Source organism: Rhizobium vallis, from assembly GCF_003985155.1.
Lineage (GTDB): Bacteria > Pseudomonadota > Alphaproteobacteria > Rhizobiales > Rhizobiaceae > Rhizobium > Rhizobium vallis.
The window spans coordinates 217,099-240,086 of sequence record NZ_ML133690.1 but is presented as its reverse complement, the minus strand read 5'-3'; the positions used below and the strand labels follow the sequence as shown (position 1 = coordinate 240,086).

Genomic DNA, 22,988 nt, shown 5'->3' with positions numbered 1-22,988 from the left:
GTGCGGCCGAAGCCCGCGGCGAAAGCGGTGCTTTGCGCACCGCTCGCGAAGTTGGAGATTTCCTTTTGGGGGGAAGTTTGGCTGCGACATCGCTCGACGAGCGCGCGAGCGCGGCGATGCTCTTAATCGAACACGAACACGCCTTTGCCGATCTTACGCTGCTCGAAGAGAGCGTAGGCCTCGACGGCCTGATCCAGTTGAAACTCGTGTGTGAAGAGCGCGTCGACGTCAATGCCGCGTTCGGCAACGAAACCGGCACATTCGTCCTGAAGGTTCTTGTTGAAGGTCAGCGAGCCCACGAGGTTTTTCTGATTGGTGATGAGTTCGTTGCATTCGAACTGCATCGAGCCATGGACACCTACCAGGCAGGTCGTCCCCCAACGCTTGGTAGCCTGGAGCGCCTGTTGGCGGGCCACCGAATTAGAACTGCATTCGATGGCTTTGTCTGCTCCCAGCCCACCCTTCGTGAGGTCGCGTATCGCCTTCACGGGATCGTCTTTCATAGGGTTGATGACGAAGTCCGCCCCGAAGTCCTTGGCCATCTGCAGTCGCTCTTCGCCAACATCGAGCGCAATGACGCGAGCACCGAAGGCCTTGGCGAATACCGTGCAGCTCAAGCCCACAGGCCCTTGTCCGAAAACCGCGATCGTCTCGTCAGCAAGGAGATTGACCCTCTTCAAGGCGGCGTAGGCTGTCCCACTACCGCAGCCGACAGCTGCACCCGCATTGAATGAGAGTTCTTCCGGCAGCTTGATGATCGTATGAGCCGGGACCTTCATGAAAGGTGCGTGCGCGCCATGCCCATTGCCACCGAAGGCGATCCGGGTGTTGTCGCAGTTTTGCATCCACCCGGTCCGGCAATTTGGACAAGTACGGCAGCCATCGTAGTGGTAGACCATGACACGGTCGCCAACACGTGCTTCCCAAGGACGAACTGCCGAACCGACCTCTTCCACGATTCCGCAGGGTTCGTGCCCTTCGATAACGATTTGTTCTTCGCGTCGTTTGGGCTCGTTGAGGTGGTTCAGGTCGCTCCCACACATCCCGGACGCCTTGATCCTGACGACAACCTCATCAGGACCAGGAGTCGGATCGGGATAGTCCCTAAGCTCCATCTTCCCCTCGCCCAGAAACACGAGACCCTTCATTTCCAATCCTCCGTCGGTTTTGGCTAGCCTGCTGGAAACGCATGTCCGAGGCACGCTTGCAACGACCTTGGTGCTCGCAAATCTCGCGTATCGGCACAACAACGATATGGGTCGAAAGCGGCTAGGACCGAGGCGAGCTATAGCCCTACATTATACCTAATCCTGCCAATCGGTCTGCTTTCGGGCCGCCGTCGATGAGTTACTACGTCCGTATTTAGGGCCGGAAGGCCGGGATCAGACCATTATAACCCGAGGTTATACCGTGACGGACGCCCCACTGTTTTGAGCAGTTCTAGCGTGTTACCCAATTTAATCAGGAGGCACGAGCTACTGGCCATTCGGGAGCGTAGGCCACACTCGCAAAGCCCATCACATTACTTGGCAATACTGGCTGTTGGCCAAGTCGAAATACCGGAGACCGATGCCGGAGACCCACGTCTTGAGACGATGGGATCGGTTGGAGCAACATGCATGAGGGAGGATTCCATGCACGCTACGCAGAACAGATACCGCACCCATTCCAAGTCCATCTCCGGCTCGGTTTTCCGCAAGTCCGCGCTCGCCTTGACGGCCCTTCTCTTCGCTGGTTCCGCCATGGCGAAGGACCTGACCTTCGGCTACGTCCCCGCAAGTCTCGAATATCCCTACAACGTCATGACGGCCAAGGGTTTCGAAGAGGCAGCCAAGGAAAAGGGCGTCAAGACGGTCGTTCTCGACCCGCGCGGCAGCGTCGAAAAGCAAGGTAACTCGCTTGACGATCTGATGTCGCAGAAGGTCGACGCGATTGGCTTTCTTCCGCTCGACTCCGTCGTTGCGGAAGGCTTCGTGGACAAGGTCAACGCCGCAAAAATCCCGGTTGTAGCAATAGCTCTCCAAGTTGGTGACTCCGCCAAGCGCAAGCTGCAGGACCCCTACCCGGGCCTCTCCGCCCTCGTGGCTACTGACAACTACCAGGCGGGTTACGTCTCGGGCGAAATGGCTGCCAAACTTCTGCCCAAGGACAAGACGGCCAAGATCGGTATCGTCATGGGCGATCCGGCCTATACCATTGTCAAGCTCGACACCGATGGCTTCAAGGCTGCCCTCGACAAGGCCGGTGCGAAGTACGACATCGTAGCTGAGCAGCCGACGAACTGGACGCCGGACGAAGGTGAATCCGTCTGCCAGAACTTCCTGACGGCACATCCGGATATCGATCTCATCTACAGCCACGCTGACGACATGGCCATCGGCTGCGCGCGTGCGATCGACGCATCGAACTCGAAGCCCAAACTAATCGCCACTGGCGGTGGTTCCAAGCTCGGCCACGACGCCATCGTTGCCGGCGAAATGGACGGATCGGTTTGCACGCGGCCTAAGCTTCTCGGGAAGCTGATGTTCGACGCCATGTACGAGGCCGCGACGAAGCCGGAAACCCCCAAGGGCCGATTTGTGTCCTACGACATGCCGCCCATCACGAAGGAAACCATCGACTCCTGCCCAGAGCAGTGGTGAAATCTTTCGATTGATGAATGGGAGGTGTCCTTATGCAACACGTGAACCCTATCATGCAATTACGCGGTGTTGTTAAGGGGTTTCCCAATGGCACACTCGCCCTGCGCGGTGTCGATCTCGACATCGAGCAGGGCAAGGTCCACGGCCTTCTCGGCGCGAACGGAGCCGGCAAATCCACGTTGATCAAAATCCTATCGGGGGCCTATTGGGCCACCCTTGGAGAGATCATCTGGCGCGGAACGCCCGTCAAGTGGGACAGCCCCAAAGCTGCCAACGATATGGGTGTCGCCACTGTTCACCAGCACATTCCGTTGGTCCCGACGCTTTCGGTTCTCGAGAACATCTATCTCGGAAACCGGGGAATGTGGCGGCTCGCGTCGAGCAGCCGCCGCGACTATGAAGAACTGTGCCAGCGCATCGGTTATCGGCTCGATCCCGATGCGCTGGTAGGAAACCTTTCCATCGGCGAGCGCCAGATGGTCTCGATCATGACTGCCGTCGGCACTGGTGCCGATCTGATCGTTATGGACGAACCGACAGCCTCGCTGGCCGCCGAAGAGCGCGAACTCGTTTACGCGACCGTGCGCCGGCTGTCGAAAGGCGAGAACAAGGCGATCCTATTCGTCAGTCACTTCCTTGACGAAGTGATGGCACTGACCGACCAGGTGACGGTACTGCGCGACGGCACTGCTGTCCTTCGTGCCAATACAGCGGACTTGGACGAAGACCGCATCGCCGAGGCGATCGTGGGCAAGCAGATCGTCGCACTTGAACGCCAAGCTCAGGAACGGGAGCCCACTACAGGAAAGGCTCGCCTGCAACTGCAGAACCTGGCCTCGAAAGGCCGGTTCGGGCCTATTTCGCTCGACGTCGCTCGGGGCGAGGTCATTGGCGTCGCCGGCCTCCTCGGTTCCGGTCGAAGTGAACTGCTGCATGCAATCTACGGGTCCGATCGCGACGCGACAGGAACTGTTCTCCTCGACGGGGAAACTGTGCCAAGAAATACAGGTGCGGCTGTGAAAGCTGGCATGGGCATGGTCCCGGAAGACCGCATGGCTCAAGGCCTTGTGCCGGACTTCGAGATTTGGCGAAACACGACCTTGCCCGCTCTCGGTGGCGTCTCGGTGATGAACTCCATGCCGATCGAAGATCGAGAGCGAGAGCGCGGCTGGGAAGCTATCCGCATGCTCTCAATCAAAGCGAGCTCACCCGACATTCTCGTCAAGGAACTCAGCGGCGGCAACGCACAGAAGGTGACGATCGCCAAGTGGCTATTCAGTGACGTGAAGCTCTTCCTGCTCGACGAGCCCACGGCTGGTATCGACATTGGAGCAAAGACCGACATCCTGCGGCTCGTCCGGAAATTGGCCAGCGAAGGCCAATCCGTCATCATCGTCTCATCTGAGTTCGAGGAACTCCTGGCCGTATCCGACCGCATCATCGTCCTCAGAGACGGCAAATGCGTAGCGGTGCGCGACGGCCATAAAACATCTGAACACGAATTGCTTCTGCTTGCCGGCGGCCAGGCTGCTTCCCCCGAAGCTGCCGTCCACTAACCGGCATCGTTGAGAAAGCGAGATAATATCATGAACACGATCACACAGAGTCCAGCCCAGAAGATGCCGGAGGTTTCACAGGTGCAGACCGTATCGCCATCCACAAACTGGCGTCGCATGTTCGGTCTGCGCGAGCGCGGCGTCTACTACGCTTTGCTGTTGCTGATCACGGTGCTGACCCTGCTCACCACCTACCTTGGCCAGGCAAACTATCTGAGCGTTCTGAACCTGTCGAACGTTGTCTACCAGTCGTCGCTGATGGCGATCATGGCAGTCGCGATGACTGTGGTACTGATCAGCGGCAACTTCGACTTGTCGGTCGCATCGGTCGCCGCGCTGGCGGCTGTCGTCCTCATCGGCAATGCCGATGCCATCGGGTTTATCCCCGCCGCTGCCTTGGCAATGGCGGTTGCGATGGCTATCGGCCTTATCAACGGTTCGATCGTCCAGTTTCTCGGCATCAATGCGTTTATCGTTACGCTCGGTACAATGACAGCAGTCCGGGGCCTGGTTCTCATCTACACCGACGGACGTTCACTGTCGGCATCCGACCCGAATGTCATCGCAACTATGAAGGCGTTCGAAGGCGGCCGTCACGACGGATTTTGGCTGATTTTGGCCGGGGGCGTCGTTCTGTTGGCCCTCGGCATCATCGGCCTGATCAAGGCGGTAAGCAGTAAGGCACCGGTACGCCCGTCTTCGATCGGAATGACAATTGGCGGAATTGGGTTCCTTCTGTTGGCCTGGGCATCGGGCGGCGAACTTACGCTTCGGAATCCGGTAATCTATCTGGCAATCTTCACGACCATTGTCTGGTTCACCCTTAGCTTCACCATGGTTGGGCGTCGGCTCTATGCGGTTGGCGGCAACTCGGAAGCAGCGCGCCTCTCTGGCATCAATGTCCTACTGTACAAGCTCATGGCGTTCGTCTTTTGCAGCGGGACGGCCGGCTTCGCAGGCATCCTTTTTGCAAGCCGCCTTCGTTCCATCAACCCTGCGGGCCTTTCCGGCGCGGAACTGACGGTCATCGCCGCGGCCATCCTTGGTGGCACCTCCCTGTTCGGCGGTGCGGGCAGCGTCATCAAGACCCTCGCTGGCGCTCTCCTCCTCTTCTCGCTAACCAACGGGTTCAACATGCTGAACCTCGGCGCGAACTGGCAGGGATTGATCGAAGGCATCGTCGTTGTGGTAGCGGCGGCCATCTACACCGTAGGCGGCAACAAGTCGAAGTCGAAGACCGGCGGCTGACCTAAGAACAATCCCGCGGCCGCGCGTCACTTGACCGCGGCCGCTCGTCTTTATCTTGAAACACTGGAGTGAAGTTCGTGACCGATATCCCGCGGGTAGACTACAACGGCAAAGTTGCCTTCGTGACCGGAGCAGGGAGCGGCGTAGGACGGGCAACTGCCCTCGCCTTCGCAAAGGCCGGCGCGTCAGTTGCAGCCGTTGACATCAGCGAAAAGAGCCTGAACGAAACAGTGGCGATGATCAATGATGCAGGCGGCAAGGTATTGCCCATCATCTGCGACGTCACCAAGGGCGACCAGGTTAAAGCCGCACTGGACAAGACGGTGGAAACGTTCGGGCGATTGGACGCGGCCCACAACAATGCGGGGATCGAACAGCCGGCCCAGCCGATCGGCGACATCTCTGAGGAGCTATGGGACCGCATCATCTCCGTTAACCTGAAGAGCGTGTTCCTGTGCATGAAGTATCAAATCGAAATTATGCTGAAACAGGGTAGCGGAGCCATTGTAAACACGTCCTCGGGCGCAGGCGTGCTGGCGATCCGAAATCAATCCAGCTACTGCGCATCGAAATTCGGCGTCGTCGCGGCCAGCAAGGTCGCTGCGCTGGAGTACGCCGACAAGGGTATCCGTGTGAACGCGATCTGCCCCGGGATCATCGATACGCCCATGATCTCCCGCTATACCAACGACACCGAAGAGCGGCGCGCTTTCATGATTGCCCAAGAGCCCATCGGGCGCATGGGACGCCCCGAGGAAATCGCCGGAACTGTGCTGTGGCTTTGCTCCGACGCCGCGGGGTTTGTCACCGGACACGCGATGATCGTCGACGGTGGCCAGACGGCCGGAATTTAAGACGTCACCCAATGCTGGTCAGGCAAAGCACCTGACCAGTTCGGTTGCGTCTTCAAGAGTTTCCAAGTGTTCGGCGAGGGCTACGGCCTTCGCCGAAACTGCTTCCGGGACAGGATTTTTGGCCACGGATGCACATTCGAAAAACTTCACGCAGACATTCTCCCAACTCATCGGATTGTCCGCGTTGCCGGGAACTCGACGCCCCTCCTCTATCCACCGTCCACCGTCACGGGTTGTGATCTCGACGCGTCCAGGTGGCAGCTCCAGCTTCCAGTCCAGCGCAGGGTCACGCACTAGGCTCATTTTCCGCCCGACAGAAAGCACCTTTTCGTCGTTGAGCGCCGCATCTGTGAAGTCGGTGACGCTCATCCCCCTGCGCACGATCGCCACCGAGACAAGATAAGGGAGGCTGAATTTGGCATCTGCGAGAGTGGCCGGCGCGCGGCGCTCCTCAAGAGGCTGACACATCAGGTCATGGTAGTCGCCAACGTGAAGACGGATTTCTGCAATCTCCTCGGGCTGAAGGTTATTGCGGGACACGATATCGATGGCCGCCTTCATGTGGCTGTGCGCGGTGCCGACACATGGCCAGCGTTTGTACAACGTCCCGCTCCCGAGGAAGTCGTGCCCGAGATTTTCCACTATCTTCTCGCGATCATAGCGACCGCCGAAATAGGTGTTCATGAAGCCGTACTGACCCTCAAAGGCCTTGTCGATCCCGGTGACGCCCTTCTCAGCCATCATTGCAGCAAGCACCGCTCCCTTTGCAGAAAAGCCTGCGTACATTCCCCGCAGATCGCTTCCCCTGCCCGCCACCATTTCCATGATGCCTGAAGATTGCATGGTAGCGATCCCCATCGCTGCTGCGGTCTTCGAAGCAGGCAGCTCCATCACGCGACTGGCCGAAGCTGCCGCCGCGAAGACCGCCAGGACGGTCGAGAGGTTCCAGTCCTTGTTCCACCCCACATTGCACCTGAGCCGCGCGAAAATGTCCTGGCCAGCGGCCACGGCAGCGATCAGGTCTTTTCCGTGAACGCCACCTCTCCTCTCCGCTAAAGCGAAGACGGCTGGCACAATGGAGCTCGCTGTATGTTGCCCCCAAGGGGTTTGGTCGTCGTAGTCAAGGCAATGGGCAAGCGCTCCGTTTGCCATGGCCGCCATCAAAGCTGGAGCCCGTCCCCCAAATCCGAGAACGGTACACTCCGGTCGCCCTCCGGTTTCGGCGACGATCTCCCCCACAGCCTGGACGGCCGGTTCCATGCCGCTGGCAGCCAAAATGACACCAAGGGTATCGAGGATACTCTTTTTCGCGGCCCAGCGCGCGTCGTCATCGAGGCAATCATAGCTAACCTCCGCAGCATGTGCACCGAAGATATGAACGAGATCGCGCGCGTCATCAGTCATTGTCTAAAACCCTATTCCTGATCAGTGACCTGATGTTGCACGAACCGAAAATGATCTCACCACCAACCTGCGTCAACGTCGCTCAGGAACTTCGACCTTATAGCTTTAAGTTATATCTCGGCCATTGCATGCGACATTGGTGGTTCTCATTCGACCTCCAAAATGGAAAGTTCAGCGAAAGAACATGGAGGAGAATATGACGTCACTGATTGGCAAGACCGTATTGATCACCGGCGCACTCGGGACAATCGGCAAGTCGTTGGTCGAACGTTTTGGCCAAGAAGGCGCGCGGGTCATCGCATCCGACCTTCCGGGAGCCGAGAATGCAACCGAAACTGTCCGCGGCTTGGCTCGTGACGCCGAGTACTTCGGTGCGGACCTAAACAAACTCGCTGATCTCGAGACCTCGGTCGAGCAGCTCGCCGACAACGTCGGCGGCATCGATATTCTGGTAAACAACGCAGCCTTTGTGGTGAACAAGCCCCATGAAGAGTTCTCCATCGAGGAGTACGAGGAAGAAGTGCGGGTGAACTCTACTGCCGCGTTTGTGTTAGCTCGAGCCTGCAGCAAGCACATGAAGCGGAAGATGTACGGTAAGATCATCAACCTGACTTCTCTCACCCTCAATGGGAATTGGGAAGGCTTTGTCCCCTACGTCGCCTCGAAAGGCGCGATGTTCGGATTGGTCAAGTCGATGGCCCGGGAACTGGGCAAGTACAACATCACGGTGAACGGCATCTCGCCCGGCGCAGTCCTCTCGGACGCGGAATGGAGGCATTTCGGGGAGAAGCGGGAGGCCTATCACCAATGGATTCTCGAGCGGCAGAGCATCAAGCGTAGGATTGAGCCTGTCGACATCGCGAATCTCGCAGTATTTCTGTCCTCTCCGCAGGCGGACCTTATAAGCGGACAGGACATTCATTGCGACGGCGGCTGGTAAGCCAGCCGTACTGGGAGGAAATGCAATGGGAGAGGGAAATCCGCGCTTGCTCGCGGACGGCTTTCTATTTCTGGAAGCCCCGAAGTGGCACGACGGTCGCTTGTGGATGTCCGACGTATTCGATCACAAGGTATATGCGCTGAACAACGACGGTCAGCACTGCCACTCTTTGGACATTCCTAACCGGCCATCAGGTCTGGGTATTATGTCTGACGGCTCCTTGATCATCGTGTCGGCCAAGGATCGCAAGCTTCTCCGTTTTGATGGCTCGGCGATAACCGAACATGCGGACCTGTCGGCCCATACGAAATGGTGGCTGAACGACTTCGCTATCGATGCCTCCGATCGCATCTTCGTTGGAGACTTCGGCTACGACTTCGTTGCCAATGATCCCCCACGCAGCACTAAACTCCATCGGGTGGAACGAGATGGATCGATTTCCGTCGCAGCGGAGAACGTGGATTTTCCGAACGGCTCAGTAGTCATCGATGACGGGCGTACGCTTATCGTTGCGGAGACTTGGAAAGCCCGTATCACCGCGTTCGACATCGACACCTCTGGAAATCTTAGCAACCGTCGTGTTTTTGCAGACCTCGACGGCCGCCAGCCCGACGGTATCTGTGCGGACGCTCAAGGAGCTATCTGGGCCGGCATCTACAACACGGGAGAGTTCGTCCGCGTGCTCGACGGAGGGCGAATTACCGATACCTTCAAGTTCGATGGATCGGCAATATCCTGCACGATCGGCGGCGATAGCGGCAACCGCCTCTTCATGACGGCGTTCTTGGGGTCCGATGCGGACATGGCTGCAGGTCTGCGCAAAAGCGCGGTCTTCTACGCCGATCTCTGATGCTGCCCGTGGTATAACATAAAGCTATAGGGCCGACGAAGGGCGCGTTGAAACCCGCCCTTTCGGTCGATAGCCTGACGCCAACTCAATCAAATCGAAGCTGCCATGACTGTAAAATCCATCCTGTCATTTCCACCGCTCGCCGGCATGACATACCCCAAGCTCGATCAGGAGGACCTGATCAGGATCATAGCCGGACCCGAAGGCGTCGCCGAGGTATCGGAGATCGACCGGTCGCATGTGCGGGTTCTGATGACCAGCGCCACAAGAGGCTGCAGTTTAGACCTTGCTGACAAGCTGCCTAACCTGGGTTTTGTCGTTTCGCAGGGAGCCGGCAGCGACAAGATTGACATCGCGGGTCTTGAGAAGCGCGGCGTCCGAGTTCGCTGTGTGGGAGAAGCGTTGACGGACGATGTCGCCGATCTCGCCATGACGTTGACCATCATGCTTTGCCGCGATCTTGTTCGCGCCGACGCTTTTGCGCGTGGCGGCGACTGGCAGGCTGGTAGATTTGACGTGGGGGACAGCCCTGTTGGCATGACCATCGGGATCGGCGGTCTGAGCGGGCGGATCGGTCAAGCCATCGCCACGCGAGCGGCTGCCTCCAAAATGAAGATTGCAGGCTTACGGCGGGGATCGAACGAGGGCCTCGGCGCGTCCCTTTATGATGGATGGGAAGCACTGGCAGAGGCGAGTGACGTTCTTGTCCTCGCAGTTCCAGGCACCGCCGATCTCAAGCACATCATTGGACCTCGTGAACTTGCAGCGCTCGGCCCAAAGGGGCGGCTCGTAAACGTGGGTCGTGGTAACCTTGTCGATACAGAAGCACTGATTGCCGCTCTGGAAAACAAGACGATCGCCGGTGCAGCGCTCGATGTTCTCGATACGGAACCGACTGTCCCTCCCCGGCTGGCGGCGCTTCCCAATGTAATCCTGACACCGCACATTGGCGGCCAGACCTGGGGTCAGCGTTCTCGAGGTGCCCGGATCGCCGAGGACGAGGTCCTAGCTTTTTTGGCGACGCTGCCCTGACCGGCGAACTGAACCGACACATCAATTAGAAGCGAAATCGATGGTGGTCGATTTCCAAAGGACCAACGAAATGACCGACAAGCATCAGTTCACCTACCCCAAGATCGGCCTCTTGATCGATGGAGAATGGATTTACGATCGCGAGCCGCTTTGCGAGGTGGAAAACCCCAGCGACGAGTCGATCCTTGGTCAGGTACCCAAGGCGACGGCACAGGACCTGCAGAACGCACTTGAATCCTCGGCTCGCGGCTTCGAGACGTGGCGGAAGACCCCTCCGACAGTGAGGGCAGCGGTGATGCGACGCGCTGCGGCACTCGTCCGCGAACGTGCGAAGGATATCGCTCCGATCTTCACGGCCGAATCTGGACGCACCTACGCCGAGGTCCTCGCTGAGATCGAGCGGTCCGCGACGTTCCTCGACTGGGACTCCGAGGAAATCCGACGCCTCTACGGTCGGATTGTCCCCACCGATCCGCCGATCCAGCAGTTTGTGGTTCGCGAACCTGTCGGTCCTGTCGCCGCCTTCACGCCATGGAACGTTCCTATGAGCGCGCCGTCCCGCAAGATCAGCGCGTCTCTTGCCTCTGGCTGCTCGATCATCCTCAAGCCGGCAGAAGAGACGCCGGCAACAGCATGTCTGTTTGCCCAGTGCTTCCTCGACGCCGGCCTTCCAAAGGGCGTGCTGAATGTCGTGTTCGGCGATCCGGCCGAGGTGTCGAAAACGCTCGTCCTCTCGCCTATCACCCGCCTTGTCACCCTCACCGGTTCGATCAATGTGGGCAAGCATCTGACACGGTTGGCGGTCGAGACCATGAAGCCGGTCCTCATGGAGCTGGGAGGCCACGCGCCTGTCCTCATCGATGAGAACACCAGTGTCGACGAGATCGCCCAGCTTGCGGTGAACTGGAAGTTCAGGATGGCTGGGCAGTTTTGCTCTGCCCCCTCTCGTTTCCTGATCCATCGCTCGCGCTACGACGATTTCGTTTCAAGCATTTCGGAAAAGGCCAGCAAGCTCAAAGTGGGCGATGGCTTTACCGAAGGTGTTCAGATGGGACCGCTCGCCAATCGGCGTCGGTTGGCGGCGATGGCAGACCTCGTCGAGGACGCTGTTTACCACGGCGCAAGGGTCGCGACGGGCGGAAAGCGCGTCGGCAACCGCGGATGGTTCTACGCCCCCACGGTTCTGGCCGACGTTCCGCTGGAGGCCCGGGTCATGAGCGAAGAGCCCTTTGGTCCTATCGCTCCATGCACGGCAGTAGACTCCATGGAGGAAGCACTGAAGATCAGCAACAGCCTCAGCATGGGGCTTGCAGCCTTTGTCTTCACCAACGACATGGAGCGCGCCGACTATCTGTCACGGGAGCTTCAGGTTGGATCGGTAGCCCTTAACGTGTTTACCAGCCCGGGTGGAGACGCACCCTTCGGGGGCGTTCGAGAGAGCGGGATCGGACGCGAGGGTGGAACAGAGATGTACCACAGCTATACCGTCGCGAAAACGATCGCGGAGCGTCGGGTAAAAGTTTGATTTTCAAGCTCAAAGCTTTAGACTCCTCCGCGAACGAATGGAGGTGAGTTCTAGCGATGGTGCTCGAGATCGATCCCAAAAAGCTTCTGTATTTTGCCGCCGTTATCGAACAGGGAAGTTTGAACCGTGCGGCACGCCAGTTGAGCGTGTCGCAGCCGGCCTTGTCAACGTCGATGGACCGTCTGGAGGCCGAGCTTGGGATGCAGCTCCTCGAACGTGGACCTAAGGGGATCGTCGCCACGAGAAAGGGCGACATCCTTTACTGTCACGCACGGCTTATACGGGAAGAGATTCAGCTTGCCGAACGAGACCTCCTGAATGCGGACGATTGCCGCAGCGAGTCCATTCGCATTGGCAGCCTACCCAGCCTTGCCAGCAAAATAGTGCCTATGGCCCTCAGCAAATGGCGCGAAACCCACGAGGGTGGACACCTCGAGGTCGTTGAAAACGCTCAGGTCGATCTCCTCACGGGCCTTCTTCGTCGCGATTTTGACTTCGTGATCGGCTTTACCAAGGTCTTCGATATGCTCGATGGCCTACGTCAGCGCGTCCTGTTCCGTGACACCCTGCGCGTGATAGCCGGGATAAATCACCCCTTGCGGAAGCTGGAGACGCTTACCTGGGCCGATCTCGTGAAATATCCGTGGATCAGCCCGACGTCGCGTAGGACCCACACGGTCCTGGATCACATCATGCAAACCATGGACGCTCCCCTTCCCCAGATCACCGTTTGCGGATCGGTATCACTGTTGAAATCACTGGTAGCCGAAACAGAGCACTTGGCTCTACTGCCGGCACACGCCGTCCGCGAGGAGGTTGCAGAGCAACGGCTCTACGAGTTGCCATTCTTCGACCCGACCCTTAATCGCGATATCGCGGTGTTTTTCCGCGAGGGGTACGTCATGGACCAGCCGCGGAAGGACCTAGTCGCGTGCGTGACCGAGGTAGGCATGGAGCTTTGCAGGGATAGGGAGGTTGAAGAGCTTCCGGTATAGCAATCCGATGCAGTTGATTACCTCAGTGAAATCACTTGAGGCGTCAACAACTGCTACCCGTCAACAAAAAACTGTTGAGTTGTATTTTCATCCGACTGCTGCGCGCAGGAGTATTGTACACAGGGGCTTGTTTAGGTCTCTCGCAGTGTTCCCATGCCGTCAAAAAAGAATTCACCTACCAAGCCCCCCAAAGTTAAAAAGCTGTCGAACCCCTTTTCGACTGGAGGGGGCGGTGTCAATTTCGAGAACAGAGTTCAGGCATCCTTCGCCGTACTGATGTTGGCTGGCGGGGTATCGCCATGCACGCGCGCGTGGCCGATCAAAGCTATCCATCTCCAAGCCAAGCATCTTGGTGTGGAGACGGACGACGTCGTGGTCGAGGCGCACGAGACGAGCTCTGGCAGAAAGTCGCGCCTCCTCGCCCAAATCAAGCACGACATCGCGTTCACTATCGGAAACGGTACCTTCTCAGAGGTGATCACTGCGGCATGGCGGGATTTCTCAAAAAACCTCGCCCACGGCTTCGATGCCCTCGCCCTGATTACCGGCCCCCTGAGCGGCGCGGACCTAGAACTCCGAACCGTACTTGAGTGGGCGCGGACTTCCCCGGCATCCGACGATTTTTTCAAGAAGGTCAACCAATCCAATTTCAGCAGCGCGAACAAGCAGTCGAAACTTAAAGCGGTCCTTCACCATCTGAAGGCGGCCAATGGCGGGGTGGTTGTAGACGAAGAAACCGCATGGAAATTCCTGAAGGCGTTCCATGTCCTTCAATACGACCTCGACATCGCCGGTGGCGTCAACCGTGCCTTCCTCACCTGTATTATCTCTCAGTTCGGCGGTGCTGGCTCCGAAGGTACTTGGGCCCAGCTTATTGAAGCCGTTCGCGACATCAATCAGAGCGCAGGCACCATTAAAGTCGAAACGCTCCCAATGGAATTGGTTGAGGCCTTCCAAACAGGAGCCGCGGTTACCATCTCGCGAGACCTGCTGCCCCCGCAAACCCCGACGTCGACGACAGCAGGCATGGACGCCGACAATCCCCTGATTGCCGTCGCACAGTTGATTGGCACGTGGAATGATGCCTCGCCTGCGGACCAAGAATATGTCAGCGAACTGGTCGGCGAAACCTACGCACAACTAACCAGCAGACTCAGTATTGAGCTCAACAATCCTGGCACCGTACTCCGATATAAACGTGGCATATGGAGCGTCAAGGACCGCGAAAAGTGCTGGGAGATTGGCGGGCCTCATATCTTCGACAGGCACCTCGAAATCGTCCAAAAACATGCGACGCAAGCACTGTCACAAGATGATCCCTCGCTATTTGCGGAAGCTGAGCCTACTGAGCAGGCCGCGAACGCGTACTCGAAGCAGCTTCGCTCTGCCCTCGCTGATACGCTTGCCCTCATGACCACTCGCCCACAGGTTCTAACTCGCTGCCGTCAGGACACGGTACAGAGCATCCCGAAAATCGTTGTCGCACAGACCCTGCGGAGCGGCGGTTGGCTTAGGGTCGCCAGCATTGATCGCGACCTTGCTGTACTGGCTGAGGCCGCGCCCGAAACTTTCCTCGATTCTGTCGCAGGTTGGATCAAGACGGGCGACACATTCAAAAGCCTGTTCGCTCAAGAGCGGGGTGGAGCGTTCGCACGGACGTTTTCCACGGGTCTTCTTTGGGGACTGGAGAGCCTAGCTTGGTCACCAGAGTTTTTGGGGCGGGTGACTCTCGCTTTGGGTGATCTCGATGCGCTGGACCCGGGCGGCCAATGGACAAATCGTCCATTGGAAAGTCTCAAGAGCATATATCTGCCCTGGCACCCTCAAACCACCGCACCTGTGACCATCAGGACATCGGCACTGAACGCCTTGGGACGCAAACACCCTGCGACGGCGTGGGCAGTGTATGTTTCTGCTCTTCCCGGGGTCACGCAAACGACTTCGGGTACTCACAGACCGAAGTGGCAAGATTTTGGGGCGGTTGAAGTACCTCAGGTCATGAGAGAGGACTATTTTCAGGAGATAACCAAATACACCGAGAGCCTTATTGGCTTGGCCGCTTCGAAACCCGAGTACCTAGCTGACTTGGCAGAGCATTTACCGGACTTGCCGCCGGCGGCTTTCACTAAAGCGATCATCTTGATTGGCGACAACATCGGACTTCTGCGGGAAAGCGGTAGAAACCACAAAATCTGGGTGGCATTGAAAGACACCGCGCAGAAACACACCGCATTCGCTAGCGCTGACTGGGCTATACCGCGCTCATCCGTCGCAGAGATCGAGGCGCTTGCGTCTCGCCTGCAGCCAGAGGACCCTTCCATCCGATATCAGGATCGATTTGGTGCGAGTGACCCTCTGTCGTACGACAGAAAGATGACCTGGCAGGAACGGCAGCAAAAGAACGAAAACCTGCAGGAGGAGGCAGTTCAGGAAATCTGGGAGATCGGCGGACTCTCCGCGGTGGTGTCTTTTGCTATGACCGTGGATAGACCCCGTTTGGTCGGTGTAGCTCTGGCTAAACTCGAGGGTGCAACGGTTCCGGTGACGGAACTACAACGGTGGGCGCAGAGTGACACTGAGAGTCTCCGCGACGTGCTTATGGGTTATGCAGCTCAGAGCTTTGCCACCCGCAAAGAGGAATGGCTTGAATCTCTAGGTTTGCCCCAATGGTCTAAGAATTCCAAAGCAACGCTACTCACGGCCCTCCCGTTTTCACGCGCAACGTGGGCCGAGGTCGAAAGCCTTTTGGGTCGCGATGATGGTTTGTACTGGTCCACAGTCGGAATTGGCCTGATCGAAAGCAAGCGAGACCTCCGTTACGCTGTGAAGAAACTGCTCATGCAAAGCCGCCCAGATGGGGCGGTAGAATCTCTTCACGCATATATGCTGCGTTTCGGTGATCTGAACACAAAGGACGCCACCAGGGCCCTCTTGGCCCTCGCAAAGGCGGGAAAAAAATTGGTTGGCATGGACAGCTACGCAGTCGAAGCCTTGATCAAACGCATTCAGATCGCCGATGATTCCAACAAAAGGGACCTCGAGAAAATCGAGTGGGCTTACCTTGACCTTCTCGTCCAACTCGGGCGCGAGACGTTTGCAAAAACTCTGGAGCAACGGCTAGCAGACGATCCAGATTTCTACCTGGACGTCTTGGCCAGAATTTACAGATCGAAGGGCGCGCCGTCGAAAGAGCCAACCGAGCAGGAGCGGCACGCAGCTTCCGCGGCACATCGGTTGTTGTTGCACTGGCGAACACCGCCAGGTCAGAAAGTCGCGGATGGCTTCTCGGCTTCGGATTTTAGGAAATGGTTCGAAGCATTCCTCGAGGAAGCCGAAGAAAAAGGCTATCTGGATATCGGACTATCCAAACTGGGAACAGTCCTCATACATGCGCCTGAAGACCCGGACGGATTTTGGGTGAATAGAGCAGTTGCGGAGGCCCTGGACGAGAGTTCTTACGAACCGCTACGATCGGGATATCGAACTGGATTGTACAATGCTCGCGGCGCATATTGGGTCGACCCAACCGGCGCGCCTGAAAAGGCGCTCTCCGAGAAGTACAGAGTTCAGGCCGAGTCCGCCGAGCTCGAAGGCTACTTCCTGCTCGCTGCCTGTGTTCGATCGCTATCAAAAGACTATGAACAACAAGCGGGCTCAATGACAGAGCGCTTCGGTCCTGATGACGATAATTAAGGAAGTCCGCCCCGGGAGGTTTCAGACTTTCTCGATACGAATCGGGAAGTTTCCCCGAATAAGCAGCGGATCGAATCCGTCGTCGAACCGACCGAGGCGGATTAGGCCGTCCCATTTGTAGTCACCGTAGAACAGCGCCAGATTTCCCCACGGCTTGAAATAGCAAAGGTCACCGGGCCGTTCGTTGTCAAATGGCCCGCTTCCCTCTTCGCTCAGCTTTCGCGGAAGCCTGACAATCTTCTCATTATGGCTATAGTCCTCGATCGTCAGGTTCAACGGCAACATGGTGAGAAAGTCCCTGGCGGAGGGACTGTCGTTCAACGTCGCCGTCATTTCAGAATCCGCGAAAGCGAACCTCACACGCACACCGGGCATCGTCTGGCCATTGGCCTGCAGCCCAAAGCCAACACTAGGTACGATCATCGCGGCACCCATTCCCAGAAAATTTCGACGACGTGTAATCACAGAACGATTCCTTTTGGCTTTCTCGCGGCCCGCCATGCGAGACCCGCGAAGAGTGATGAACCAGCGAGCGCAACGGCAGCGAACAAAAAGGTTGTTTGCCACCCAGCGCCGTCGAACAGCACTCCCCCCAGCGCAGCCCCAAATGTGATGGCCAGCTGGATCGTCGCAACTTGAAGGCCCCCGCCAGCCTCTGCGTCGTCGGGCATGGCTCTAGTAAGCCACGTTCCCCATCCGACGGGGACCGCAGTTCCCAAAAGCCCCCAGCCGACGAGAAGAATAGCTGTGACAGGGACTGAAGTACCGAAGGCGACCAGGCCCACCGCCACGGCGGCCATGGCGATGGGAACAGATACCAGAATCCCATACAATCGTGTCTGCAGCAAACGGCTGATCATGTAGGTACCGGCGACGCCGGCCAATCCCATCAGCAGCAGAAGAAGTGAAAGGGTCGACACCGAAACCAGGGTCACCTTTTCCAGAAAGGGCCGAAGATAGGTGAACAACGAGAACTGACCAGCAAACAGCAATGTGATCGATGCCATGCCGAGCGCGACCTGCTTGCGCCGGAGCAACCGGATGACGTGTGGCGGCCCTTCCCGCTTACGAGCTGGAAGCGATGGGAGGCTGCTCCATTGCCAAACCAGAGAGACCAGCGCGAGGGGAACAACGGCGAAGAACGCCCCACGCCATCCCACATAGCTGCCGAGCATGCTTCCCAGTGGCGCTGAGATCGTGGCGGCGATGGCATTGCCAGCGTTGAGTGTGGCCAACGCTTTAGGTACCGAGTCCGACGGCACCAATCGCATGATTATGGCTGTGGACATCGACCAGAAGCCGCCGATGGCGACGCCCAGCATGGCGCGGCCAATCATGAGGACCGCGTAGAACTGTGCAAAGGTGACGACCAAACCCGAGATCACCAGGATTAGCGACAGGGACAACAATACCAAGCGTCGGTCAATTTTCCGGGTTAGGTTCGAGATAAAGAGACTCGTTAAAACCGCGAAGATGCCTGAGACGGAGATTGCCTGACCAGCACGACCGTCCGTTACCCCGAGATCGCTGGCGATCGGAGAGAGAAGACTGACGGGCATAAATTCTGATGCGATCAAGACCGCGACGCACAAGGCCATGGCGAAAACCGCACCCCAGGCAGCAGCTCGAGCCCGCGTTTCAGGATGGATATCGGGAGAGATTGTCGATTGATGTGTCATGTCTCAGAAGTAAGGCATACCCACTTATTTGATTACCCGTTGCTTCTCGCTTGTACTTATCGATGACAATCATCAATCGGCATCGTAACGGGGCATCTGTGGAAAAGGTCGGACCTTTGATCATTCCGCACGGATTAACGAAGCAACATGGCGCTGAGCGTAGTGCCGAAAGACCGATCGGCTACCGAAAGCGATCCTGGCTATCGCGGTAGTTTCGTTCTTCCCCGTACCCAGAGATGGCACCAACGAGACACAGAGCGGCCCATTCGATAGAAGCCATGAGGTTGCCGCCCACCGCTCGACACCATAAGGCCGCACTAGCGTTGGCGAAGTAAAAACGGTCAGAGCATCTCATCAGATCATCCTCATTCGCCGTGCCCGGGCCTCTGCCCGGGCACGGTCGTTCGTGTTAAGCGAGATGCTGGTCGTAGAACGACTGTAGCTTCGCCCAAGGGATCAGGTTCGTCCGATCATAGAGATCGACGTGTCCGGCACCGGGCACGACATACAGTTCCTTCGGTTCGGAAGCGGCGGCGTAGGCCTGTTCACTGAAGATTTTGGAGTGTGCCTGGTCACCGGTGATGAAAAGAACAGGTCTCGGGGAAATCCAAGACAAACGTGGGAACGACCAAAACAGGGTCATGGGCGCGTTGCTGGTGCGAGCCATGGTCGTTGTCGACCTCGGATGCTGGCCACGCGGCGTCCGGTAATAATCGAAGAACTCGCGTTCGATCGGATGAGAGTTCTCTGTCAGCACCTCGGGAGTGCCAACGGCCATCATCCGCGGCGCGCCGTCAACTTCTGCCCATCGCTGATCGGCAATTTCGCGGAGCTGCTTCTTTACGGCAGCGTTGTCGAGTTCAGCAGCGAGACCCTGGCGCTGGCCCTGACCGATATCATACATACTGACAGTGGCGACAGCCTTGATGCGCGGATCGATCTCGGCCGCAGCCAATCCGAAACCGCCACTCCCGCATACGCCGAGCAGGCCGATGCGCTGCCGGTCGACGAAGGAATGCGTGCCGAGGTAGTCGACCGCCGCGTTGAAGTCTTCCACGAATGCTTCGGCAGACGCCGTGAAATGAGGTTGCCCGCCACTTTCACCGTTGTAGGAGGCGTCATGGGCAATGGTGACAAACCCGCGCTCTGCCAGCGTCTGGGCGTAAAGACCCGACGTCTGCTCCTTTACGCCACCATACGGGTGTCCAACCACGATCGCCGGATGACGAGCAGACCGATCGGCGTTTTTCGGGACGTACAAGTCCGCGACCAGCATGATCCCCAGTTTGTTATAGAAGGACACCTTTTGGTGATCGACCTTGTCGCTCTTAGGGAAGGTCTTATCCCATGTCTCCGAGGCAGCAGCCTCGGCAGCCGCGCTGCCCATTGCAAGTACTCCAACCGTAGCAGCGGTTAAACCGCCAATTTTCAGCAAACTGCGCCGATCGAGGGTCAGTCCGGTATCGGACACGTTCTCACTATTTGGCCTTTTCATGCGTCTTCCCTTTTCCTTGTTGTCTTGGGACGCAATCTAAGGGATGAAGGACCTATCTATTAGACGGGGAAATCCGCTAATAGTTATCTCATGGCGAATTAATCCCCGACAGTCAAAAGCTCTGCGAATAACGTCGTCGGCGCGATAGAAGTTGGCTGGGGTCGAAACGAGGGCCGAAGGTGCAGGAAGATTACAACGAGCTGTTTTGGTTCACTGTCGTCGCACGTGAACGCAGCTTCACACGCGCTGCCGCTTTGCTTGGTGTTTCCCAATCTACGATCAGCAACGCCATCAAACGCCTCGAGGAGCGCCTTGGTCTTCGTCTTCTGATTAGAACGACCCGAAGCGTGGCAGCGACCGAAGTCGGCGAAAAATTCCTCAGCGCGATCCAGCCTCGCTTGGACGATATCAATGCGGATATCGCCGACCTGATGCGTTATCGCGATCGCCCGGTCGGGACTGTTCGGATCAACCTCTCGGACTACGCCCTAGAAAGCGTTGTATGGCCCAAGCTGCGGGGCGTCCTGCAGGATTACCCCGATCTCAAGGTCGAACTCTTTTGCGACAACGGCATCAGCGACATTGTCGAGGAGCGCTTTGACGCGGGGATCAGGCTCGGCGAGCGGTTGGACAAGGACATGATCGCCGTAAAGATCGGGCAGGATTGGCGTTTGGTGGTTGTCGGTTCGCCCGGATATTTCAGGAAAAACCCTGCACCATCCACGCCACAGGATTTGAGCTCCCACACATGCATAAACACCCGACAACACTCGGCGGGCGGGTTGTACGCGTGGGAATTTGAGAAGGACGATAAGCAGGTTCGGGTGAGGGTCGACGGCCAGCTAACTATCAATCACCCCGGCAGCATGATCGACGCCGCGCTTTTGGGGTATGGGCTCGCCTACTTGCCCGAGAGCCTGGTCGCTGGTCACATTGATCGAGGAGAGTTGACCCAAGTCCTCGACGATTGGTGCCCAATGTTTGAGGGATACTACCTCTACTATCCCAATCGAAGGCAGAACAATCCCGCATTATCGCTGATAGTCGACGCTCTGAGGTCGAGGGTATGACCGAAGCATACGCACTGGGCAAAGTAATGCCGGCGTGACCTGGTCACGCCGGCAATTGAACCATCAGAACTTTGGCAGTGTGACGGTAAAGAACAACGACTCTTCGTTGGCTTTGATGTCGACCGGAGCGTCAGACGGCAGCAGTTCGATGGCGGTCTTATCGCCATAGGTTTTGCCATCGACCGTGATGTTCCCTTTGCTCATGAAGAGAACGTCAATCTGGTCGCGCGAGCCGGTATTGAACGTCGCGCCGGCATCCACCTTGATGAAGCCGATCTTGGTGTTGCGTTCGGTGAACACCCCAAGGAGCTTCGTCGATACACCTGGAGTCCCCGTGGGAGTCCACTCGTACGATTCCGGGTCCATCATCACGACATCGTCGTAGCGAGGCTTGGCAAGGACCATCTTCTTGCCCATTGCTTCTTCGTAGCAAGCCGTTGCGCCGTCTACGTTGTGCTTCTGACCCTTGTCGTCGATCCAGGTAAAGATGCCGTCCTTGAACTCGCCCTTGGCCTTCAGGGCCTCGTTTGCAGCTTCACGACGCGGAGTGCTGAGGAAGCCCTCCCCGCTCGCGCCGCCGAACTGGATGACCATCATTTCGAGGCCTTCCGGACGGTCCTGCGGTCCGTAGTGAACGCTCTCCGGGAAGTACGCGACAGAGCCCTCACCCATGATCTTGTGCGGGGACGCCGGGTACTTGCCCTTGAGGACGTATCGAATCTGATCGAAGTTGTGACGATGGCGCGGAGTTCCCCAGCCGCCAGAGCCGGTGAGACCTACGTTGAGCAGGTAGTTGTTCGGGGAGCCATCTTCCCCCTGTAGCAGGAACTTCTGATCGAGCTTGCCTACACGCATCGATCCGACTGCACCGCCCTCTGCACTGGCTACATCTGAAATACGCATCTTTCACTCCTCTGTTGTCTTCGGTGAAACCTTCCGGTTGACTTCAGATAATAGAAAAGTGGGTCGCTCCGTAATCCTCCCCGAAACCGAGCTATAACATCTTGTTATTGCTCCGGGCTCGCGACCCTCCCGCGCTCTTGATCGCGATCACGGTTGGCTTCAAACCTTAGCACAGCCAGACGGCACGAATGATGAAGTCAGAACGCGGTAATCCCGCGAGTTTGGAATTCCACATGCATCCGATCGAAACACCTATCAAAAACCTGATGAAGACGCGCATGAACGCCGGCGAAGTAGCGGTTGGCATGATCGTCCGCATCGTACGCGGTGTCGAGATCGCAGCGATCGCCCGCAGTGCGGGCTTCGATTGCCTGTACATCGATCTGGAGCACAACAGCTTCTCGCTTGAGACCGTCAGCCAAATCAGCATCACCGCTGCCGCACTGGGCGTTACGCCATTGGTTCGTGTGGCCGGCCACAACAAGGCCGACATCAGCCGCACACTCGAGACCGGCGCGCAGGGCGTTATCGTTCCCCATGTCGAGACCAAGGCCCAGGCAGAAGATATCGTGGAGGCAGCATTGTTTGCTCCCAAGGGCGATCGTTCTTTGCTCGCGACGAACGCCCACACACTCTTCCGAGGCGGCCCGGCTGCCGAGACGATGGCGAAGATGAACGAGGCGACGCTGGTGGTCGGAATGATCGAGTCGGTCAACGCGGTAGAAAATGCCGCGGACATCGCGTCGGTCGATGGCATGGACATGCTGCTCGTGGGGACCAACGACCTCTGCAACTCACTCGGAATTCCTGGCCAACTCGACAGCCCCAAGGTGATGGAGGCCTACAAACACGTGCTCGAGGTTTGCAATGCCAAAGGGAAGCACCTCGGCGTGGGCGGCCTGAACACGCGTCCCGAGATCGCAAAGGAAATCCTTCGCTTGGGCGCGCGCTACGTCTCGACTGGCAGTGACACAGGCTTTTTGACCAACACGGCGATCGCCACGGCAGCGTCGTTCCGCTGAGCCCAACAAAAACATAGCCGTCATCTGGCGGCCTGAGGAACCACATCTCGATCCATTGGACCGCAAAGCGAAAGTCCAGC

18 protein-coding genes are annotated in these 22,988 nt (G+C 57.7%); 12 read left to right on the top strand and 6 right to left on the bottom strand.

The genetic code is table 11. The features are described from left to right. Nucleotides 1–122 precede the first annotated feature (122 nt). The gene (locus EFQ99_RS16670; protein ID WP_126922103.1) at nucleotides 123–1,148 is read right to left on the bottom strand and encodes a zinc-dependent alcohol dehydrogenase family protein; all 1,026 of its coding nucleotides are present in this window, start codon (nucleotides 1,146–1,148) and stop codon (nucleotides 123–125) included. A gap of 471 nt (nucleotides 1,149–1,619) precedes the next feature. On the opposite strand from EFQ99_RS16670, the gene EFQ99_RS16665 reads away from it, so the two are divergent. The 4 genes from EFQ99_RS16665 (at nucleotide 1,620) to EFQ99_RS16650 (ending at nucleotide 6,300) form a co-directional block, all read left to right on the top strand. Next, nucleotides 1,620–2,642: a sugar ABC transporter substrate-binding protein gene (locus EFQ99_RS16665; protein ID WP_126922102.1), complete on the top strand. Its 1,023-nt coding sequence runs from the start codon at nucleotides 1,620–1,622 to the stop codon at nucleotides 2,640–2,642. 32 nt (nucleotides 2,643–2,674) lie between these two features. Next, nucleotides 2,675–4,198, top strand: coding sequence for a sugar ABC transporter ATP-binding protein (locus EFQ99_RS16660; RefSeq protein WP_126922101.1), 1,524 nt, complete (start codon nucleotides 2,675–2,677; stop codon nucleotides 4,196–4,198). Nucleotides 4,199–4,228: 30 nt separating this feature from the next. After that, a complete protein-coding gene (locus EFQ99_RS16655) occupies nucleotides 4,229–5,446 on the top strand; it encodes an ABC transporter permease (protein ID WP_126922100.1) in 1,218 nt (405 codons plus the stop codon). Between the two features lie 68 nt (nucleotides 5,447–5,514). Then, entirely contained in the window at nucleotides 5,515–6,300 is a 786-nt protein-coding gene (locus EFQ99_RS16650; protein WP_126922099.1) for a glucose 1-dehydrogenase, read from the top strand. A gap of 18 nt (nucleotides 6,301–6,318) precedes the next feature. On the opposite strand, the gene EFQ99_RS16645 is transcribed toward EFQ99_RS16650, so the two are convergent. Further along, on the bottom strand, nucleotides 6,319–7,704 hold the full coding sequence (locus tag EFQ99_RS16645) for an MmgE/PrpD family protein (protein ID WP_126922098.1): 1,386 nt from the start codon (nucleotides 7,702–7,704) through the stop codon (nucleotides 6,319–6,321). Nucleotides 7,705–7,900: 196 nt separating this feature from the next. Here EFQ99_RS16645 and EFQ99_RS16640 point away from each other — a divergent pair, with 196 nt between their 5' ends. The 6 genes from EFQ99_RS16640 (at nucleotide 7,901) to EFQ99_RS16615 (ending at nucleotide 16,739) form a co-directional block, all read left to right on the top strand. Beyond that, nucleotides 7,901–8,644, top strand: a complete 744-nt coding sequence (locus EFQ99_RS16640) for an SDR family oxidoreductase (RefSeq protein ID WP_126922097.1) — start codon at nucleotides 7,901–7,903, stop codon at nucleotides 8,642–8,644. Nucleotides 8,645–8,669: 25 nt separating this feature from the next. Then, on the top strand, nucleotides 8,670–9,494 hold the full coding sequence (locus EFQ99_RS16635; RefSeq protein WP_126922096.1) for an SMP-30/gluconolactonase/LRE family protein: 825 nt from the start codon (nucleotides 8,670–8,672) through the stop codon (nucleotides 9,492–9,494). Nucleotides 9,495–9,599: 105 nt separating this feature from the next. Beyond that, entirely contained in the window at nucleotides 9,600–10,526 is a 927-nt protein-coding gene (locus EFQ99_RS16630; protein WP_126922095.1) for an NAD(P)-dependent oxidoreductase, read from the top strand. Between the two features lie 70 nt (nucleotides 10,527–10,596). Further along, nucleotides 10,597–12,051 carry an NAD-dependent succinate-semialdehyde dehydrogenase gene (locus tag EFQ99_RS16625; protein WP_126922094.1) on the top strand — a complete coding sequence of 485 codons (1,455 nt, stop codon included), beginning with the start codon at nucleotides 10,597–10,599 and terminating at the stop codon, nucleotides 12,049–12,051. Nucleotides 12,052–12,107: 56 nt separating this feature from the next. Beyond that, entirely contained in the window at nucleotides 12,108–13,046 is a 939-nt protein-coding gene (locus EFQ99_RS16620; RefSeq protein ID WP_126922093.1) for a LysR family transcriptional regulator, read from the top strand. Between the two features lie 153 nt (nucleotides 13,047–13,199). Further along, nucleotides 13,200–16,739, top strand: coding sequence for a hypothetical protein (locus EFQ99_RS16615; RefSeq protein ID WP_126922092.1), 3,540 nt, complete (start codon nucleotides 13,200–13,202; stop codon nucleotides 16,737–16,739). A gap of 21 nt (nucleotides 16,740–16,760) precedes the next feature. Here EFQ99_RS16615 and EFQ99_RS16610 read toward each other — a convergent pair whose 3' ends face one another. From EFQ99_RS16610 to EFQ99_RS16600, 3 genes are all read right to left on the bottom strand, one after another. Then, complete coding sequence (locus EFQ99_RS16610) at nucleotides 16,761–17,240, bottom strand: cyclophilin-like fold protein (RefSeq protein ID WP_425376271.1); 480 nt, start codon at nucleotides 17,238–17,240, stop codon at nucleotides 16,761–16,763. Beyond that, nucleotides 17,201–18,418, bottom strand: a complete 1,218-nt coding sequence (locus tag EFQ99_RS16605) for an MFS transporter (protein ID WP_126922090.1) — start codon at nucleotides 18,416–18,418, stop codon at nucleotides 17,201–17,203. The genes EFQ99_RS16610 and EFQ99_RS16605 overlap by 40 nt, the downstream gene beginning before the upstream one ends. A 409-nt stretch (nucleotides 18,419–18,827) precedes the next feature. Continuing rightward, nucleotides 18,828–19,913, bottom strand: a complete 1,086-nt coding sequence (locus tag EFQ99_RS16600; RefSeq protein WP_126922089.1) for an alpha/beta hydrolase — start codon at nucleotides 19,911–19,913, stop codon at nucleotides 18,828–18,830. Between the two features lie 179 nt (nucleotides 19,914–20,092). Here EFQ99_RS16600 and EFQ99_RS16595 point away from each other — a divergent pair, with 179 nt between their 5' ends. Continuing rightward, entirely contained in the window at nucleotides 20,093–20,983 is an 891-nt protein-coding gene (locus EFQ99_RS16595; protein WP_126922088.1) for a LysR family transcriptional regulator, read from the top strand. A 63-nt stretch (nucleotides 20,984–21,046) separates the two neighbouring features. On the opposite strand, the gene EFQ99_RS16590 is transcribed toward EFQ99_RS16595, so the two are convergent. Next, a complete protein-coding gene (locus tag EFQ99_RS16590; protein ID WP_126922087.1) occupies nucleotides 21,047–21,886 on the bottom strand; it encodes a cupin domain-containing protein in 840 nt (279 codons plus the stop codon). Between the two features lie 188 nt (nucleotides 21,887–22,074). Here EFQ99_RS16590 and EFQ99_RS16585 point away from each other — a divergent pair, with 188 nt between their 5' ends. After that, on the top strand, nucleotides 22,075–22,908 hold the full coding sequence (locus EFQ99_RS16585; protein WP_126922086.1) for an HpcH/HpaI aldolase family protein: 834 nt from the start codon (nucleotides 22,075–22,077) through the stop codon (nucleotides 22,906–22,908). The last annotated feature ends 80 nt before the right edge of the window (nucleotides 22,909–22,988 follow it).

Excerpts from the sequence above, each read along its gene's own strand:
- EFQ99_RS16590 (WP_126922087.1), bottom strand. The coding sequence starts at position 21,886 with ATGCGTATTTCAGATGTAGCCAGTGCAGAGGGCGGTGCAGTCGGATCG.
- EFQ99_RS16620 (WP_126922093.1), top strand. The coding sequence starts at position 12,108 with ATGGTGCTCGAGATCGATCCCAAAAAGCTTCTGTATTTTGCCGCCGTT.
- EFQ99_RS16610 (WP_425376271.1), bottom strand. The coding sequence starts at position 17,240 with ATGGCGGGCCGCGAGAAAGCCAAAAGGAATCGTTCTGTGATTACACGT.
- EFQ99_RS16605 (WP_126922090.1), bottom strand. The coding sequence starts at position 18,418 with ATGACACATCAATCGACAATCTCTCCCGATATCCATCCTGAAACGCGG.
- EFQ99_RS16660 (WP_126922101.1), top strand. The coding sequence starts at position 2,675 with ATGCAACACGTGAACCCTATCATGCAATTACGCGGTGTTGTTAAGGGG.
- EFQ99_RS16635 (WP_126922096.1), top strand. The coding sequence starts at position 8,670 with ATGGGAGAGGGAAATCCGCGCTTGCTCGCGGACGGCTTTCTATTTCTG.
- EFQ99_RS16600 (WP_126922089.1), bottom strand. The coding sequence starts at position 19,913 with ATGAAAAGGCCAAATAGTGAGAACGTGTCCGATACCGGACTGACCCTC.
- EFQ99_RS16640 (WP_126922097.1), top strand. The coding sequence starts at position 7,901 with ATGACGTCACTGATTGGCAAGACCGTATTGATCACCGGCGCACTCGGG.
- EFQ99_RS16630 (WP_126922095.1), top strand. The coding sequence starts at position 9,600 with ATGACTGTAAAATCCATCCTGTCATTTCCACCGCTCGCCGGCATGACA.
- EFQ99_RS16585 (WP_126922086.1), top strand. The coding sequence starts at position 22,075 with ATGATGAAGTCAGAACGCGGTAATCCCGCGAGTTTGGAATTCCACATG.
- EFQ99_RS16625 (WP_126922094.1), top strand. The coding sequence starts at position 10,597 with ATGACCGACAAGCATCAGTTCACCTACCCCAAGATCGGCCTCTTGATC.
- EFQ99_RS16665 (WP_126922102.1), top strand. The coding sequence starts at position 1,620 with ATGAGGGAGGATTCCATGCACGCTACGCAGAACAGATACCGCACCCAT.
- EFQ99_RS16615 (WP_126922092.1), top strand. The coding sequence starts at position 13,200 with ATGCCGTCAAAAAAGAATTCACCTACCAAGCCCCCCAAAGTTAAAAAG.
- EFQ99_RS16670 (WP_126922103.1), bottom strand. The coding sequence starts at position 1,148 with ATGAAGGGTCTCGTGTTTCTGGGCGAGGGGAAGATGGAGCTTAGGGAC.
- EFQ99_RS16655 (WP_126922100.1), top strand. The coding sequence starts at position 4,229 with ATGAACACGATCACACAGAGTCCAGCCCAGAAGATGCCGGAGGTTTCA.
- EFQ99_RS16645 (WP_126922098.1), bottom strand. The coding sequence starts at position 7,704 with ATGACTGATGACGCGCGCGATCTCGTTCATATCTTCGGTGCACATGCT.